General features: G+C 69.8%; 11 protein-coding genes and 4 pseudogenes. 8 read left to right on the forward strand and 7 right to left on the reverse strand.

The annotated features are described in order from the left end of the window. Positions 1–142 precede the first annotated feature (142 nt). Positions 143–457, forward strand: a pseudogene (locus C3492_RS36640) (IS5/IS1182 family transposase); the annotation flags it as partial. Continuing rightward, positions 454–852 carry a hypothetical protein gene (locus C3492_RS36645; RefSeq protein ID WP_103816951.1) on the forward strand — a complete coding sequence of 133 codons (399 nt, stop codon included), beginning with the start codon at positions 454–456 and terminating at the stop codon, positions 850–852. The pseudogene C3492_RS36640 and the gene C3492_RS36645, both read left to right, overlap by 4 nt. A 241-nt stretch (positions 853–1093) precedes the next feature. Here C3492_RS36645 and C3492_RS36650 read toward each other — a convergent pair whose 3' ends face one another. Together C3492_RS36650 and C3492_RS36655 are read right to left on the reverse strand one after the other, a co-directional pair. After that, entirely contained in the window at positions 1094–1894 is an 801-nt protein-coding gene (locus tag C3492_RS36650) for an aminoglycoside adenylyltransferase domain-containing protein (protein WP_103816952.1), read from the reverse strand. A 38-nt stretch (positions 1895–1932) separates the two neighbouring features. Continuing rightward, positions 1933–2310, reverse strand: a complete 378-nt coding sequence (locus tag C3492_RS36655) for an STAS domain-containing protein (RefSeq protein ID WP_103816953.1) — start codon at positions 2308–2310, stop codon at positions 1933–1935. A 60-nt stretch (positions 2311–2370) separates the two neighbouring features. Between C3492_RS36655 and C3492_RS36660 the strand changes: the two genes are divergently transcribed. Beyond that, positions 2371–2835 (forward strand): hypothetical protein, encoded by a 465-nt coding sequence (locus C3492_RS36660; protein ID WP_103816954.1) that lies wholly within the window; start codon positions 2371–2373, stop codon positions 2833–2835. 910 nt (positions 2836–3745) lie between these two features. On the opposite strand, the pseudogene C3492_RS36665 reads toward C3492_RS36660, so the two are convergent. After that, positions 3746–4462: pseudogene (locus C3492_RS36665) on the reverse strand (NADP-dependent oxidoreductase); the annotation flags it as partial. Between the two features lie 161 nt (positions 4463–4623). Here C3492_RS36665 and C3492_RS36670 point away from each other — a divergent pair. Next, entirely contained in the window at positions 4624–5715 is a 1092-nt protein-coding gene (locus C3492_RS36670) for a D-isomer specific 2-hydroxyacid dehydrogenase family protein (RefSeq protein WP_258056129.1), read from the forward strand. Between the two features lie 206 nt (positions 5716–5921). Here the strand turns inward: C3492_RS36670 and C3492_RS36675 are convergent, their stop codons facing one another. Beyond that, positions 5922–7520, reverse strand: coding sequence for an NAD(P)/FAD-dependent oxidoreductase (locus C3492_RS36675; RefSeq protein WP_103817009.1), 1599 nt, complete (start codon positions 7518–7520; stop codon positions 5922–5924). Between the two features lie 486 nt (positions 7521–8006). Between C3492_RS36675 and C3492_RS36685 the strand changes: the two genes are divergently transcribed. Further along, entirely contained in the window at positions 8007–8243 is a 237-nt protein-coding gene (locus tag C3492_RS36685) for a hypothetical protein (protein WP_103816956.1), read from the forward strand. Between the two features lie 351 nt (positions 8244–8594). Here the strand turns inward: C3492_RS36685 and C3492_RS36690 are convergent. Further along, positions 8595–9037 (reverse strand): annotated as a pseudogene (locus C3492_RS36690) (ATP-binding protein). A 159-nt stretch (positions 9038–9196) separates the two neighbouring features. On the opposite strand from C3492_RS36690, the gene C3492_RS45220 reads away from it, so the two are divergent. Then, positions 9197–9379 (forward strand): ATP-binding protein, encoded by a 183-nt coding sequence (locus C3492_RS45220; RefSeq protein WP_308461176.1) that lies wholly within the window; start codon positions 9197–9199, stop codon positions 9377–9379. A 4-nt stretch (positions 9380–9383) separates the two neighbouring features. On the opposite strand, the gene C3492_RS36700 is transcribed toward C3492_RS45220, so the two are convergent. Both C3492_RS36700 and C3492_RS36705 read right to left on the reverse strand, forming a co-directional pair. Beyond that, the gene (locus tag C3492_RS36700; RefSeq protein ID WP_103816957.1) at positions 9384–9821 is read right to left on the reverse strand and encodes a hypothetical protein; all 438 of its coding nucleotides are present in this window, start codon (positions 9819–9821) and stop codon (positions 9384–9386) included. A gap of 547 nt (positions 9822–10368) precedes the next feature. Continuing rightward, positions 10369–10755, reverse strand: a complete 387-nt coding sequence (locus C3492_RS36705; protein ID WP_103816958.1) for a hypothetical protein — start codon at positions 10753–10755, stop codon at positions 10369–10371. 530 nt (positions 10756–11285) lie between these two features. On the opposite strand from C3492_RS36705, the gene C3492_RS36710 reads away from it, so the two are divergent. Next, positions 11286–11573 (forward strand): hypothetical protein, encoded by a 288-nt coding sequence (locus tag C3492_RS36710; protein ID WP_103816959.1) that lies wholly within the window; start codon positions 11286–11288, stop codon positions 11571–11573. Positions 11574–11865: 292 nt separating this feature from the next. Then, positions 11866–12383, forward strand: a pseudogene (locus tag C3492_RS36715) (peptidylprolyl isomerase). The last annotated feature ends 872 nt before the right edge of the window (positions 12384–13255 follow it).

Genomic DNA, 13255 nt, shown 5'->3' on the forward strand with positions numbered 1-13255 from the left:
AGAGGGCGGTTCGTGAGTCTTTGGGTCGTTCTGTGATCGCCTGATGGTGTGGGGTGTGGGTGGAACCCACGGGTCCGTGGTGCGGGGTCTGCTGGGGTTGGCGGGGTGAGTGAACGGAAGCCGTACCCCAGCCGGGCACACCGGCGACACTGTCCGCAAAGCCTTGGTCGACCAGGGCTTCAAACATCAGGTCGTAGAACACGGCGCCGGCCTGGGCGTCGACGTCGAGATCGTCGAACGCGACCCCGGGCACCGCCGATTCCTGCCGCATCCGAAGCGGTGGAGGGTCGAGCAGACCTACGGGATCCTGATACTGCACCGGCGCCTGGTCCGTGACTACGAGCACCGCACCGCCTCGTCCGCCTCCCGCGTCTACTGGGCGATGTCCCACGTCATGATCCGCCGGCTCACCGGCGCGAACGCCCTCACCTGGCGCGAAGAGGCAGCGAGCGCATGAACATCCGCCCCCTCCTGGACGCACTGGACCTCCAGGAGGACGCCGCCCGGGCCCTGGCCGACGACCTGCGCGCGCAGATCGACACCCTGCAGACACGGCTGCGAGAGGCTGAGACACACATCGAGCACCTCGCGATCACCCGCAAGACCGTCACCGGCCTTTCCGACCGGCTCCCCGTATCCGCGCCGGAGCTGCCCGAGCACCCGGACCACCCCCGCATCCTCGCCGTCTTCAACGAGGCCACCGGCCCCCTCCGAGCCCGCGACGTCTGCCAGATCCTCGGCCACGAACTGCTGCCCAAGAACATCGAAGGCACCCGCGCCAAGCTGAAACGCCTGGTCAAACTCGCCACCCTCACCGAGAACGACACCGGCAACTTCGCCAGGAAGCAGTAGCCGGCGCTGCGGCCAGCACCCCCTGCCCCAAGCATCACGTTCGGGGTTCCCCTACCTCGTATGAGCTTCGAGCTGCCGGGAGACGGTGCCGGACTCCGAGACCCCTGCACGCTCGAAGATGGCACGGGAAGGCTGGGGCATCCACACCCCGAAGCGGCCCGGAGAGTACGCGGGAAACTGCGCGCCTCATGAGGTCAAGGCATACCGCGGTCTCTTGGTCGTCCACCGCGGCAATGCCCTGTCAGGCGCCGACCGCCGCGGCGTTCTCGTCGACGAGGGCTCGCACCCAGCCGAGAAACGCCCGGACCTGCGGACCGGGCAGGGACAGCGCGGCGGCGCGAGGCCGTTCGAAGCTGCGGACCGCGGCCTCGATCAGCGGACGGAAGTCCTCCTCCGCGGCGGCGACTTGCCCGGCCGCGTCGCGTTTGGCGACCCAGCGTCCGGTGCGGCAGTAGACCACGGAGCGGCAGCCGTTGAGGACCCGGTTGTCGGCGAGATGCCCCTCACCGTCGCTGTGCTCGTGCACCGAGGCCCGGATCGCGGTGTACAGGTCCGTCGGCCGGGGCGCCGCGATCACCTGCGATGCGGGCGGCCCGTAGAGCGTAATCCCGTGCTGATGGGCCACGGAGCGGTCGATGACGTACCAGAACGACGGTCCCCCGGCCGTGTCGAAGGCGGTCCGGCCCGGCAGCTGAGAGCCAGTGTTGAGATCCAGCAGGTAGCCGGCCTGCCCGGACGGGACACGGGCGAAGTCCGCCGCGTAGACGACCAGTTCCAGCCCAGCCGCCGGGCACGGCAGCCGCCGGTGATCGAGAGCGTCGGCCAGTGCCCGCAGGGTCGCGGCCTCAAGCGGGCCCTCTACGAGGACCGTGACGTCGATGTCACTGCGGCCATGCCGGTAGTCGCCGAGCGCGAGGGAACCGACCGCGACCACTCCTGTCAGCCGGGAGCCGCACACCGCGCGCGTGCGGCGTACGAGCTCCGTCAGGTAGGGCCGCACCTCGGCAGGAACGGCATGAAACAGCTCGGTCTTGGCGTCCATCCCGCCAGTATGGAGTACTCGAGAGGGCCGGGGGTCGGTCAGTTGGTGAGGGCTTGGCGGAGGGTCTCGCGGCAGTCGATGACGGCGTCGACGCCGACGAGGCTGATGATGCGCATCACGGATTCGCCGATGGCGGCCAGGCGCAACCAGCCGCCGGCTTCGCTGAGGGCTTGGTGGGCGGCGATGAAGATGTTGATGCCGCTGGAGTCCATGAAGGTGACCTGGCGCATGTCGACCACGACGCGGGGGCGGGGCGTGTGGGAGATGTACAGGGCTTGGCGGAGGGTGTCGCCGGTGTGGTGGTCGATCTCTCCGGCCAGGGTCAGCACGCGGATGCCGTCGGTGGCGGTGGCCACGACCGACAGCTGGCCGGTCCGCCCAGCGTGTTCGGGGCTCGTCGTCTCTGGCTCAGACATGCCGGTGATCCTGGCACACGCCAACGCGACCCAGTTCGGTCCGCGTTCACGACGTTCGCGTTGCTGGTACTGCCAGTTGTCCTGCTCGTCGGGTTCGGGACGTACTTCCGACTGATCGAGGCGGACATGGAGGACACCTGGCTGATCGTCGGCATGAACCGGCTGCGGCACGCATACGTCGAGCTCGCACCGGAGCTTGAGCCGTACTTCATCGCGAGCCACCACGACGACCCGCCAGGGATCTGGACGACCTACAGCTTCCGCCGCCATATCGGAGTGACGCACTGGCTGTCCGGCTCACCTGTTGTCGTCGGCGTCATCAACTCCGTCGTCACCGGCGTGCTGGCCGCGGTGGTCTGCGAGGCCGCCGGCGCCGGGGCCACACTGCGGACCTTGGTCGCTGTCGCCACGGCCATCCTGACCGCGGTCGTCCTCGGGTTCCTCGGCCTCCGCAAGGTCCACGCAGCCTCCCGCAGCTATCGGCCGCGGTTCCCCAGTGACGAAGCCCGACGGTCGGCGCGTTGAGGCGACCTGAGCCCTGGGTAGTCGGCATGGTCGACGTAGGACTTGTCCAGCGGCTCGGGATGCTGGTCGGCCCCCCAAGGCACTCAAGGCGGTGCTGAAGACCACGCTGCTCGGTCGCGGTGCCGGAACGGGTTCGGCCGTCACCGCACGCAACGATCAGGAGCACCGCCACAACAGGTGACGCACTCCCCGCCGCCGAAGCGGATCGGGCGGCGCCGCCAGAGGCTTAGGCGGTGTCCGAGTACATAGCAGTGTTGCGTGTCCGGCTCGCGGGACGTTTTGCACGTCGAACCGTGTTCGAGCTTTGTATGGACGGCCTGCTGGTGCCGCCGGAGAGGAGAGGGAGAACGGATGGACGCCGGCCGTGCAGGTCGGTCAGCTCAGTCCGGACGGTATGCAGCGCCTGCTCAGCTACTCCGAGTGGGAGGAGACCGTGGTCCGCGACGATGTCCAGGGCTTGTCGTCGAGATCATCGGTGCCACAGACGCCGTACTCATGGGGTATGACACCGGTTTCCTGAAGAGGGGTGTGACGTCGATCGGTATCCAACGGCAGTACTCCGGGACCTCCGGTCTGATCAGCGTTTTCGTCCCCCTCACGGGTCCTGCCACCGCCGGCCACCAGAACAACGGCGCCGTCCCTCCACCCATTACCCGAAGAACCCTGGGAGGATCCCGCCCGCGCGTCGGGTTTCCGCCATGCCCAACCAGCCCCGAGCAACCGAAACCACCGCTCACCACGAGATCGCGCGCGATCTTCTGCAGTTCCTGTCCGTCCAAGGTGATCAACTCCTGGGTCGGTTCGAGTGCCTGGCGTGTGTCGTTTCGGGGCCTTGGCGCCGGTCGGTGGCCGGCAGGGGACGGCCACCGACCGACCGGCGGGACATGGTCCTGATCTCCGACACGGCCATCTACGGCAGGACGCGGATGATCGTCTTGCCGCGGCGTCGCGTGGTCGGGTTGAGGGCGCCGATGGCGTCGTCGAGGCTGGCGACGTGACCGATGTTGGTCCGCAGCCGTCCGTCGCGCACCCGCTGCACGATCTCACCGAGCTGGGCGCGGTCGGCTTCGACGACGAAGTCGATGGCCAGGCCGTCAGCGGGCCGTGCTTCGGCCGGGCCGACGACGGACCCCAGGGTTCCTCCGGCCTTGATCAGGGCGGCGGACTGCTCTTGCACGTCGCCGCCGATGACGTCGAAGACCAGGTCGACGCTGCCGACGTCTTTCAGCGTGTCGTTTTCGAGGTCGACGAACTCGTGCGCGCCGAAGTCGAGTGCCTTCTCGCGGTCGGCTGCGCGTCCGGTGCCGATGACGTAGGCGCCCGCTTCCCGTGCGAGCTGGGTAACCATCGTGCCGACCGCCCCGGCCGCGCCGTGGGCGAGGACGGTCTGGCCGGCCTGGGGGCGGCCGTGCTGGAACAGCCCCTGCCACGCGGTCAGGCCGGAGATGGGCAGGGACGCGACTACCGTGAAGTCGACGTCGCCGGGCAGCGGTGCGAGGTTGCGTGCTTCGATCGCCACGTACTGGGCGAGGGTTCCGTCGCGGTGCCAGTCGGCGATGCCGAACACCCGCTGCCCGACCGAGAGCCCCGTCGTGCCGTAGCCGAGGGCGGTGACCACTCCGGCCAGTCAGGTGGAGATGGCTTTCGTCAAGGGGTCGGTCGTCGGCCCGAACACGTCGGCACGGCAGATGCGTGACTTTCAGAGCGAGGGGCTCGGACGCGACGATCTCGGGTACCGGCCTTCACCACGGTCGCTGAGCCTGAGGCAGCGGGGAGGAGCGTGTGAGCATGACGCCCGGCCGCCCCGCGCCCTGTCGGGTTCTCGTCGTGGACCCAGCCTTGGGCGAGCAGGCCCTGACGGAGCTCACCGCCCTTGGGAACCTGGGCCTGCTGCCGACGGTCAACCTTCGACGCGTGACCGACCCCGTGCTGCGCGCCCGGATTGAGGCGGACTGGGACATCGTGGACTTCAACGGCTTCTCCGAGGAGGAACTGGTCCGCCAGTTGGAGGACGGAGGTCACGGTTACCAGGCGCTCAAGTGCCGGGCAGGCATTCCGCTCACCGGGAACGTGCTGGAGCGGGCAACCGCAGAAGGCTTGCAGCGCCGCCTCGTCCTGGTGGGGCGGGCGGCTGCCGGATTCGACACATTTGATGTCGCAGCCGCGCAGGACCTGGGAGTCGCGATTCGCACGACGCCGGGCGCGAACGCGGCCGCCGTGGCGGAACTGACCGTCTCGCTCATGCTCGACGCGCTGCGCGGAGTCGCACGACGCGACCGGGACCTGCGCACAGGTTCGTGGAGCTCTGCGGTAGAGAACCTGCCGGCCGGGAGCCTCGACGGCGCGCGGGTGGGGTTGGTGGGTTCTGGGGCCATCGCTCGGCGCACCGCAGAGCTGGTACGCGCGTTCGGCGCCGAGGTGTGGGTCTTCGGGTCGCCGCGGTTCACCCGGGAGCGGGCGGCTGGCTGGCCGGGCCACAGGGTGGAGTCCCTGGCAGAGCTGCTCGTCGGCTGCGATGTAGTCTCGGTGCACGTGCCGACGTCGTCCGAGACCGAAGGCCTTATCGGGGCGGCGGAGCTGCGTCTGATGCGGCCGCACGCGGTCCTGATCAACACGGCGCGGGCGAGGGTCGTATGCGAGGAAGCCCTCGACCGAGCGCTTCGGGACCCCGCTTCCGGACCCCGGTGGGCCGCAGTCGACGTCTTCGAATCCGAGGGAGCGCGCTTCTCCTCAGTGCTCGCCGACAATCCACACTGCACCCTGTCCCCGCACGTCGCGGGCATGACCCGAGCCGCCATGCAGGCCTCATCGCTCCGCCTCATCGAGGAGTTCGAGCGCTTCGTGAAGGACAACGGCCTCACACGGGGCGGACCCCTCTGATGCAAGGCTGGGTGACCCCAAGGCGTGCCCTCGGCTGGGCCCCAGTGGTGAACATGACGGGAAGTGGCGCATACATCGCCGGTCTGACCGTGTTCCTTGTAAAAACGAGAGACGTCTCGGTGGCGGGCTCCCCAGAGCACCGGCCGAACCGGGTCTTGTTAGGACAACGCGGTGGCCGCGTGCTCGCCTCATCCGCCGGTGCTGGGTCAGCGGTGGTTGCTGCGGCGCGTGCCGCGGAGGAGCCGCTGTGCCACGAGGTGTCCCGAGCCGCCGCCGAGGCCGGGGCCGGGGTGGGTGGAGGCGCCGATGTGCCACAGGCCGGGCACGGGCGTGGCGTGCCGGGAGGCGCCGGGCACCGGGCGCCACAGCAGGTTCTGGTCGAGTTCGGCCGAGCCGCCGTAGGGGTCGCCGGCCACCGCGTTCGGGTTGTACGCGGCCAGGTCGGGCGGTGTGACGGCGTCCCAGGCGAGCACCTTGTCCGGCAGATCCGGCGCGTGGCGGGCGATGCGTTCGAGAACCCGGCGGACGTATCCCTCGGTCAGCTCCCTGGTCCAGCGTCCTGCCGCGTCCAGCTCGCCGGCCGCGTCGCCGACCGGCTCGTACGGCAGTTCCTGGAGCTGGATCCACAGGGCGGCCGCGCCTTCCGGCACGCGCGGCGGGTCGAGGACGTACTGCTGGCCGACGACCACCGTGGGCCTGCGCGGCAGCAGGCCCGCCTCGGCCTCCGCGCACGCGATCGCGGTGCTCGCCGACCCGTCGCTCAGGTGGAGCAGGGGTACGCCGGCCAGGCGCTCGTCGTGCCAGCGGAGCGGGGCGGAGAGGGCGACGTGGAGCTGCATCGCGGAGCGTCCGTAGCGGTAGTGCCGGGCCCGGTCGCGGACAGCGGGCGGGACCGGGGCATCCGGCGGCAGCAGCCGGCCGTACAGCGCGGTCGGGGTCACGGAGGCCAGGACGGCGTGGCGGGCCCGGATGGTCCCGCCGTCGGTGACCACGCCCGTGACCCTGCCGTCCGTGAGGAGGAGCCGCTCGACCGGCTGCCCGGTGCGGATGTCCGCCCCCAGCTCGCCGAGCAGCCTCTCGAAGGCGTGGACGAAGACGTGGGCGCCGCCCGCCACGACAGGGACGCCGAAACCGTGCAGCGTGGCGGCGAGGGCAGGCAGCATCAGGCCGCCGGAGGCGTGGTCCGGGGACAGCCCGGCGTGCAGCAGCCAGGGCGCCCACAGCGCATCCGGCTCGTCGCCGCGGAACGCGCTGCGGCAATACGAGCGGCCGCTGATGACGGTGGCCCGCAGCCATGCCTCGGTACCGCTGAAGCGCTCGCGGCGCAGCAGTCTCACGATGTGGCGGAGCACGCGCGGCGAGCGCAGCTCTTCGCCCAGGATGCCGCCCACGGCGTCGATGTTGTCGAGGAACCGCTGCAGCATGGCGAGGTAGGCGGCCCGGTCCTCCGCGTGACCGAACGTCTCCGCCGTGGCCGCGGGGTCGCGGTGGGCGAGGACCACGCGGCCGTCGTCGGTGACGGTGCCCGTCACGAGGCCATCGGTGTTGCGGTACTCCAGACCGTGGCGGTGCAGGTCCTCGCCGAGCGCGGCATAGGCCCGGCCGGACACGAACAGCGGGTGCCACGAGGAGTAGGTGTCGTGCAGGTAGCCGGGCAGGGTCCGCTCCTCGGTGGCGATGAAGCCGCCCAGCCGACGGCTCCCTTCGACCAGCACAACCGACCAGCCGCCCTTGGCCAGCTCGGCGGCAGCGACCAGGCCGTTCACACCGGAACCGACGACGATAGCGTCGACCGTACCTGTCATCTCATCAGCCTCCTCGATACGTGGGCCGTGGCCGCGGGAGGTCCCGCGGGAGTCGGTCCCCTCGGCCGGCCAGGGGCGGGGACGCGACCGTGCCTCCCACCCAGCTTCCTCCCGGGAACCGGGCACCTCCAAAGGGAGCAGCCCACCCAGTGGGCTGTCGGCGGCGACCAGGTCCGCCAGGTCCTTTCGCGCGCAGATCTCCGCGACCTGTCCGGGGTAGTGCAGCGTCTCGTCCAGCTCGTGCTCACGTCGACCAGTAGACCGCTGTCGACGAACCGCCGGATCAGGAAGGCCATCACGTTCGCCCTCTCGCCGAGCACGTTCGGCGTGCCGAGCGCGTCGGCCATCCAGTCGGCCGCCGCCCCACCAGGAGGCGGGCCACGCCTGCACTCGCACGGCGCGCAGCCCCGACCTCGGCTGGTTGGAGGGCTGCGGCGCGCCCGAGATGCCAGAAAATTCAAACAAACGATCTAGTCTAGTGCCGGTATGGACGTGACCGACTTCCCCGACGACCTGGTGCAGACGCAAGCCGCCTGTAACGCCACCTACCAGGCGCTCGCCGCATCCCGCCCGCGCGACACCACCGCCCTGCGCCGCCGCCTGCTGCTCCTGTCCGTGCGGCTGTGGTGGCACCCCTACTGGGAGACCATCCCCTCGGTGTCGGCGGCGCGCTCCGAGCTGCGGCAACTGGCCCGCGCCCGGGGAGCCGTCCAGGCCGCCTGACCGGACGCCTTGGTCGACCAGGAGCACGAGGTTGCGACAAGGGGTGCGCCTATCGGTTGCGCCATCTGTTGCGACTGGGGTTGCGCCTGCTGTTGCGCGGCCGGACGGCTGTCCCGGTGTCCGCGCAGGTCACTACGCGGGCCGGTCGTGTTGCGGCCGCTTTCGCCCATGTCCCTGGCCGGAGTGAAGGAGAAGGGACGGGTGGGGTGGGCGGCGCGGCCACGGACGGGGACCGGGGCACCGCTCAGCCGGTTGCGGCTGGGGCCGCCGCGCCCGTGCCGTAGCACCACGGCATCACCGCACGGAGGTTGGAGCACCGCCGGTTGGGACCCAGCTGGGTAACCGGGCGGGTTACATCAGCCGGCCTGCCGGGTGCCCGCCGGGATCGTCGGCCAGCACGATGGTGGCTTTGACGCGCTTGCCCACCGGCTCGCGGCGGACTCGAAGCTGCGGCACACGGCCATCACGATCTCCAGGCCGTGTTTGCCGACCCGGTTGGGATCGGCTTCCTGGGGCACCGGCAGGGCCGGATCGCTGTCCCAGACGCTGATCTCCACGGCGCCGTCGCTGACCTCCAGATCCAGCAGGCACGGGCCGGGCGCGTACTTGTGCGCGTTGGTCACCAGCTCACTGGCCACCAGTTCCGCCAGGCTCATGGCACGTTCCGACACCGAGATCCCGTGTATGGCCTGCACGTCGCTCATGAAACGGCGGGCCGCGTCCCGGGCCTCACCGATCCGCTCCCCGCCCTCCAGCTCCAGGGCGACCGCGGACAGCAGGGGACGGCGGGCCAGCGGCTGATCCTCGTTCTCCTGCACTACTGGCCTCACACCGTCACCCTCGTCCTGAGCAACACCGGCCAAGGCGTGCGGCTACCCCCGAAACCCGGCCACACACAACCCGCCCATCGCGGTTGCGTAAGTCACTCAGCGCGGTGGCGGAGCCGGGGCTGCGTGACGGTGACCTCGAACCTGCTCTTCGGGCGCTGGGGAGAGACCTTCTCGGACGACGTGGTCGCGGCCGGGATGATCGACCGCCTGGCCCACCACGCCGCGGTCCTCACGCTCACCGGCGACTCCTACCGGACCCGGGCCCGACACGAGCTGCTGGCCGAGGACCGGGCCGGACGGGAGTGAGCCGTCACAGCGTCCACCAGCAATAAAGATGGAGGCCCGCAGCGCGAGCCCGCCTGGCCAGGCCAGCCAGGGCCTTCACGACCACCGCTGCCGTCGCCGCATCGAGTCCGAGGACCCCACCGGCCGCAGACCAAGCCGCGGCCGCGGCCGCAAGGTCATCCCCTGAGGCGGAGACCAGGACATCGCACAACGTGTCCGACACGGTCAGCACGAACGGGCTGTCGACGTCCTCAGAGGACAGCAGCTGTCCCACCCTCGGGCGCTGGCTTGCCTCTTCATAACTGCAGCCGGTCATCACTGCTTCGACCTGCGCGATGGCATCGACCGGATCGATGTCCTTGAGGAAGATCACGTCCAGCCCTGCACGGACCGGCCCGCCAGCCTCGATCACCGCAACGGCGGACTCATCATCGGCGGCAGAGAAGTAGTCGGCGTCTGGCATGTCACGGATTCTGGCATCCGCCGCTGACGATCAACGTCTCCGGACCTGGACCGGAGCCTTACACAACCAGGGGTCGATTTTCGGAGACCGCCAGAGGGTCACTTTTCGCGAAGCGTTGACACGCCGGCCGGGTCAGGCCGGGGTGGCCTGCTCCGCCAGCACGGCGAGCCGGCAGCGCCGGCCTTCTGGTCGACTGACGCCCGTCCTGCGACGCCGAACGAGCCTGCGGCGTCCGGACCTGAGCATCAAGGTTGCCGGTTTACACCCTGTGTCGTGCCCAGCTCGAACTGCACCACCGAGCCGGGTGCGGAAGCCTTGTCCCCCGGCTCGGCATTTCCTTCCGGTTGCGGGACGGCCGGTGCGTAGAGCGCGACGGCTGCCCCGCCACGGACATGGAAGGCAGGGCGCGCGCCGGGCGCACCCTGCCTGCCGGTGTCAGGTACCCGGGCTGCGGGTACGGCCGAGCCCACACCGGCTGTGGCAGGTCGACGTGGGATGTCTGTGCCGCCGTGCCGTGTGTGCGTGGCCGTGTCCTGTGCGCGTTGGGTCAGGTGGCGGGCAGGATCGTCCAGAAGGTGACGCTGGTGTTGCCGCGGTTGGAGTAGGTGTTGGTGTCGACGTCGTAGCGGGCGCCGCCGGCGGAGCTGGAGCCGTTGGTCTCCAGAAAGCCGCCGCGGTTGGCGTAGGTGTTCCACAGCTGGACGGTGTCGTTGATGCGGACGAGTCCGTCCTGGGGGAGGCGGTGACGTCGAAGATCTGCCAGCGGCTGCTGTTGCTGTCCCGGTCCTGGCCCCAGGCCGTGGAGACGTCGTGAATGACGCCGCTGTTCTGCTGGCCGGCGCTGGCGCCGCCGTTGACGTCGAGGTAGCCCGCCGTCGCCCTGGAAGAGGTTCTGCAGGTGGATCCGGTCACCGTAGCGCAGCTCGTTGGCCATGATTTCTCCCCTTGGTCGCATGAACCCGTGTTCCGGCAGACACAGGCCGAAGCAGACGCTGACCGGCGCCGGAGACGAGCACCATGCCGTTGGCATCTGCAAGCGACACGCCCGCATGAATCCGATGGACCACACCTTCGTAGCCAGTTACTCGACATCTACTGCTGGATGCCGATTCAGGCCGACCGCGAGGAGGGAGCGGACAGGTGAGAGGCGAACGCACCTGACTCACGGCGAAGCTCTTGACTGGGCTTCAGATGACGTAAGTGCCGACAGCAGCGCGGGACGTCGGTCTGCTCCTTCCACCGGGAGCCGCGCGGCGGGCCGTCAGCAGCTTCTTGTTGGCCACTTGAGCGAGGGGGAACGATTCGGCTTCCCCGTCCGGGGGACAAAGCGTCTATCTCGCTGCGTTCGGGGGCATCGCTGGCACTGACCGCATGAGCATCCGACGAGGAGAGATCCCAGTATCTGCTCGTTCCTTCACGGCGGCCCTCGGTGCTGCCTGCAGTGCTTTCGCCTTGCTTCTGGCGGTGCCCGGCTCAGCCTCTGCCGCAACCGGTCAGTTCCGCTACACCTACACCACCACCGACGGCTACGAAGCCGTCGGCTTCCTGAACGACCCTCCCAGCGGCCAGTGCATCAACCTGCAAGGACCGGCCTCCGAACCAGGCTCGACCAGCCGGGCACCCAAGAACCGCACGGACGCCACCGCCATCGTCTTCCTCAACGCCGACTGCGAAGGCGACACCTACTACACCCTGCCCCCAGGAGCAGGCGCATCCGACCGCCTGCTCCTGCGCTCCGTCGTCTTCTCCTGAACCGCGACCACTGTGCCGCTGCCGGCCGGGGGCCGGCAGCGCCCGCCCGCCCTGGAAACCCGGCTGCCGGGCCGGCCCCGCCAGGTCGCGTGAGGCGGGGTTGGGTGTCGGTGACATACGGGCACCGCCCCTGGTTGATCTTGCGGGTACCGTTCAACTCGGCGATGCCCGCACCACATGGGTATCGCCGGCACGCACGCTGTGGGCATGCTGCCCACCTGACCCGGAAGGACCTGCGACTGTGGAGTTCCCCAGCATCGACGTGCCTGGAAGCGGACAGCTCCATGCCCGCATGACCACCTCTCTCGGCGAGATCGTGGTCCGCCTCGAGGAATACCGGGCCCCCAGCACGGTCAAGAACTTCGTCGGCCTGGCGACGGGCACCATCGACTGGAACGATCCTGTCTCGGGTGAGTCGATGAAGGGCACGCCGCTGTACGACGGCACGCTCTTCCACCGGGTCATCCCCGGCTTCATGATCCAGGGCGGAGACCCCCTCACCCGCACGAAGGACACGGCCTCACGCTGGGGAACAGGCGGCCCGGGCTACACGTTCCCCGACGAGTTCCACCCCGAACTGCACCACAGCGGCGCCGGCGTGCTGGCCATGGCCAACTCCGGCCCCGCAACCAACGGCTCCCAGTGGTACATCACCGAGGGACCGGCCCCCACCTGAACCGCAAGCACACCATCTTCGGCCAGGTCGTCAGCGGCCAGGACGTCGTCCACGCGATCGCCGACGTTCCCGCCACGCAGGACCGCCCCAACTCGGACGTCGAGCTGCAGCGGGTCGAAGTCTTCCGGGAGTAGACCAGGTCACCGTGCTGCTTGGCGCCCCAGCGCGCCAGGCGGCTTCGCTCGGCAGACACGGTCCTCGTGGACATCGGTGTCGCTCCCGTGCAGCCCGCCGGATTCATCAGCCCCCTTCTCGGGCGGACCACCTGCACGGGGCGCTCACGCCCGCGCCCCCGAAGCGCATTCTCCGGGCTTCACCGTGGCCGGGCCTGCCCCGTGGGCACGCCCGCTGGCGCTGTTCAGGGCACCTGCGAGGGGCAAGTGGCGGCGATGACGTGGTCGACGACGTCGGGCAGGCTGGAGCGGTGGCGGTAGGCGGCACGCTGCCGCTCGGCTCCGCCCCTCGAGTGCGCAGGCGCTCCCACCGGGTGCCCGGATGTGGTGGCAGTTCGCCGTCGGCGCGGGCCAGCCTGCCGCGGCCTACTGCCTCTACCTGCACCACCTCGCCCAGGGGGAGCAAGGAACTGCCCAGTGGTGGCACGAACAGACCGACGACCTCAAGCCCCCGCCCGAGACCAACGCCCGCAGCGGGCATCAGGAGCGCCGGCCGACAGTCAGGTGGCACCCCGCCACGCACCCGGTCACCAGTACCTCCACCACCACCCTTCTTCGCGTCCTGCGCCACTTCGCCAAACACACCGTCCGTCCCCGCTGCGGTCACCGAACTCATGGCCTACGTCTCCACAGCGGTCACCGCGGGATGGCTGCGCGAACCCTACTCCGACATCCCCCTGCCCGGACCGGACTTCGCCGACCGGATCACCGAGCTGATCGAAGCAGCCGCGAACAAGCCGGACGTCTCCGACACCCTCCCCCGCACGCTCCGCGGACCAAGACCTTCCTCCCGACCCCGACCAGAACGCCCCAGCCAGGTCTGCCGTACCTCA

Source organism: Streptomyces sp. Ru62 (assembly GCF_002920615.1).
GTDB lineage: Bacteria > Actinomycetota > Actinomycetes > Streptomycetales > Streptomycetaceae > Streptomyces.

Coding starts and splice junctions, on each gene's coding strand:
- C3492_RS36685 (WP_103816956.1), top strand. CDS start 8,007: ATGGACGTGACCGACTTCCCCGACGACCTGGTGCAGACGCAAGCCGCC.
- C3492_RS36700 (WP_103816957.1), bottom strand. CDS start 9,821: ATGCCAGACGCCGACTACTTCTCTGCCGCCGATGATGAGTCCGCCGTT.
- C3492_RS36650 (WP_103816952.1), bottom strand. CDS start 1,894: ATGGACGCCAAGACCGAGCTGTTTCATGCCGTTCCTGCCGAGGTGCGG.
- C3492_RS36655 (WP_103816953.1), bottom strand. CDS start 2,310: ATGTCTGAGCCAGAGACGACGAGCCCCGAACACGCTGGGCGGACCGGC.
- C3492_RS36645 (WP_103816951.1), top strand. CDS start 454: ATGAACATCCGCCCCCTCCTGGACGCACTGGACCTCCAGGAGGACGCC.
- C3492_RS36675 (WP_103817009.1), bottom strand. CDS start 7,520: ATGACAGGTACGGTCGACGCTATCGTCGTCGGTTCCGGTGTGAACGGC.
- C3492_RS36705 (WP_103816958.1), bottom strand. CDS start 10,755: ATGGCCAACGAGCTGCGCTACGGTGACCGGATCCACCTGCAGAACCTC.
- C3492_RS36670 (WP_258056129.1), top strand. CDS start 4,624: ATGACGCCCGGCCGCCCCGCGCCCTGTCGGGTTCTCGTCGTGGACCCA.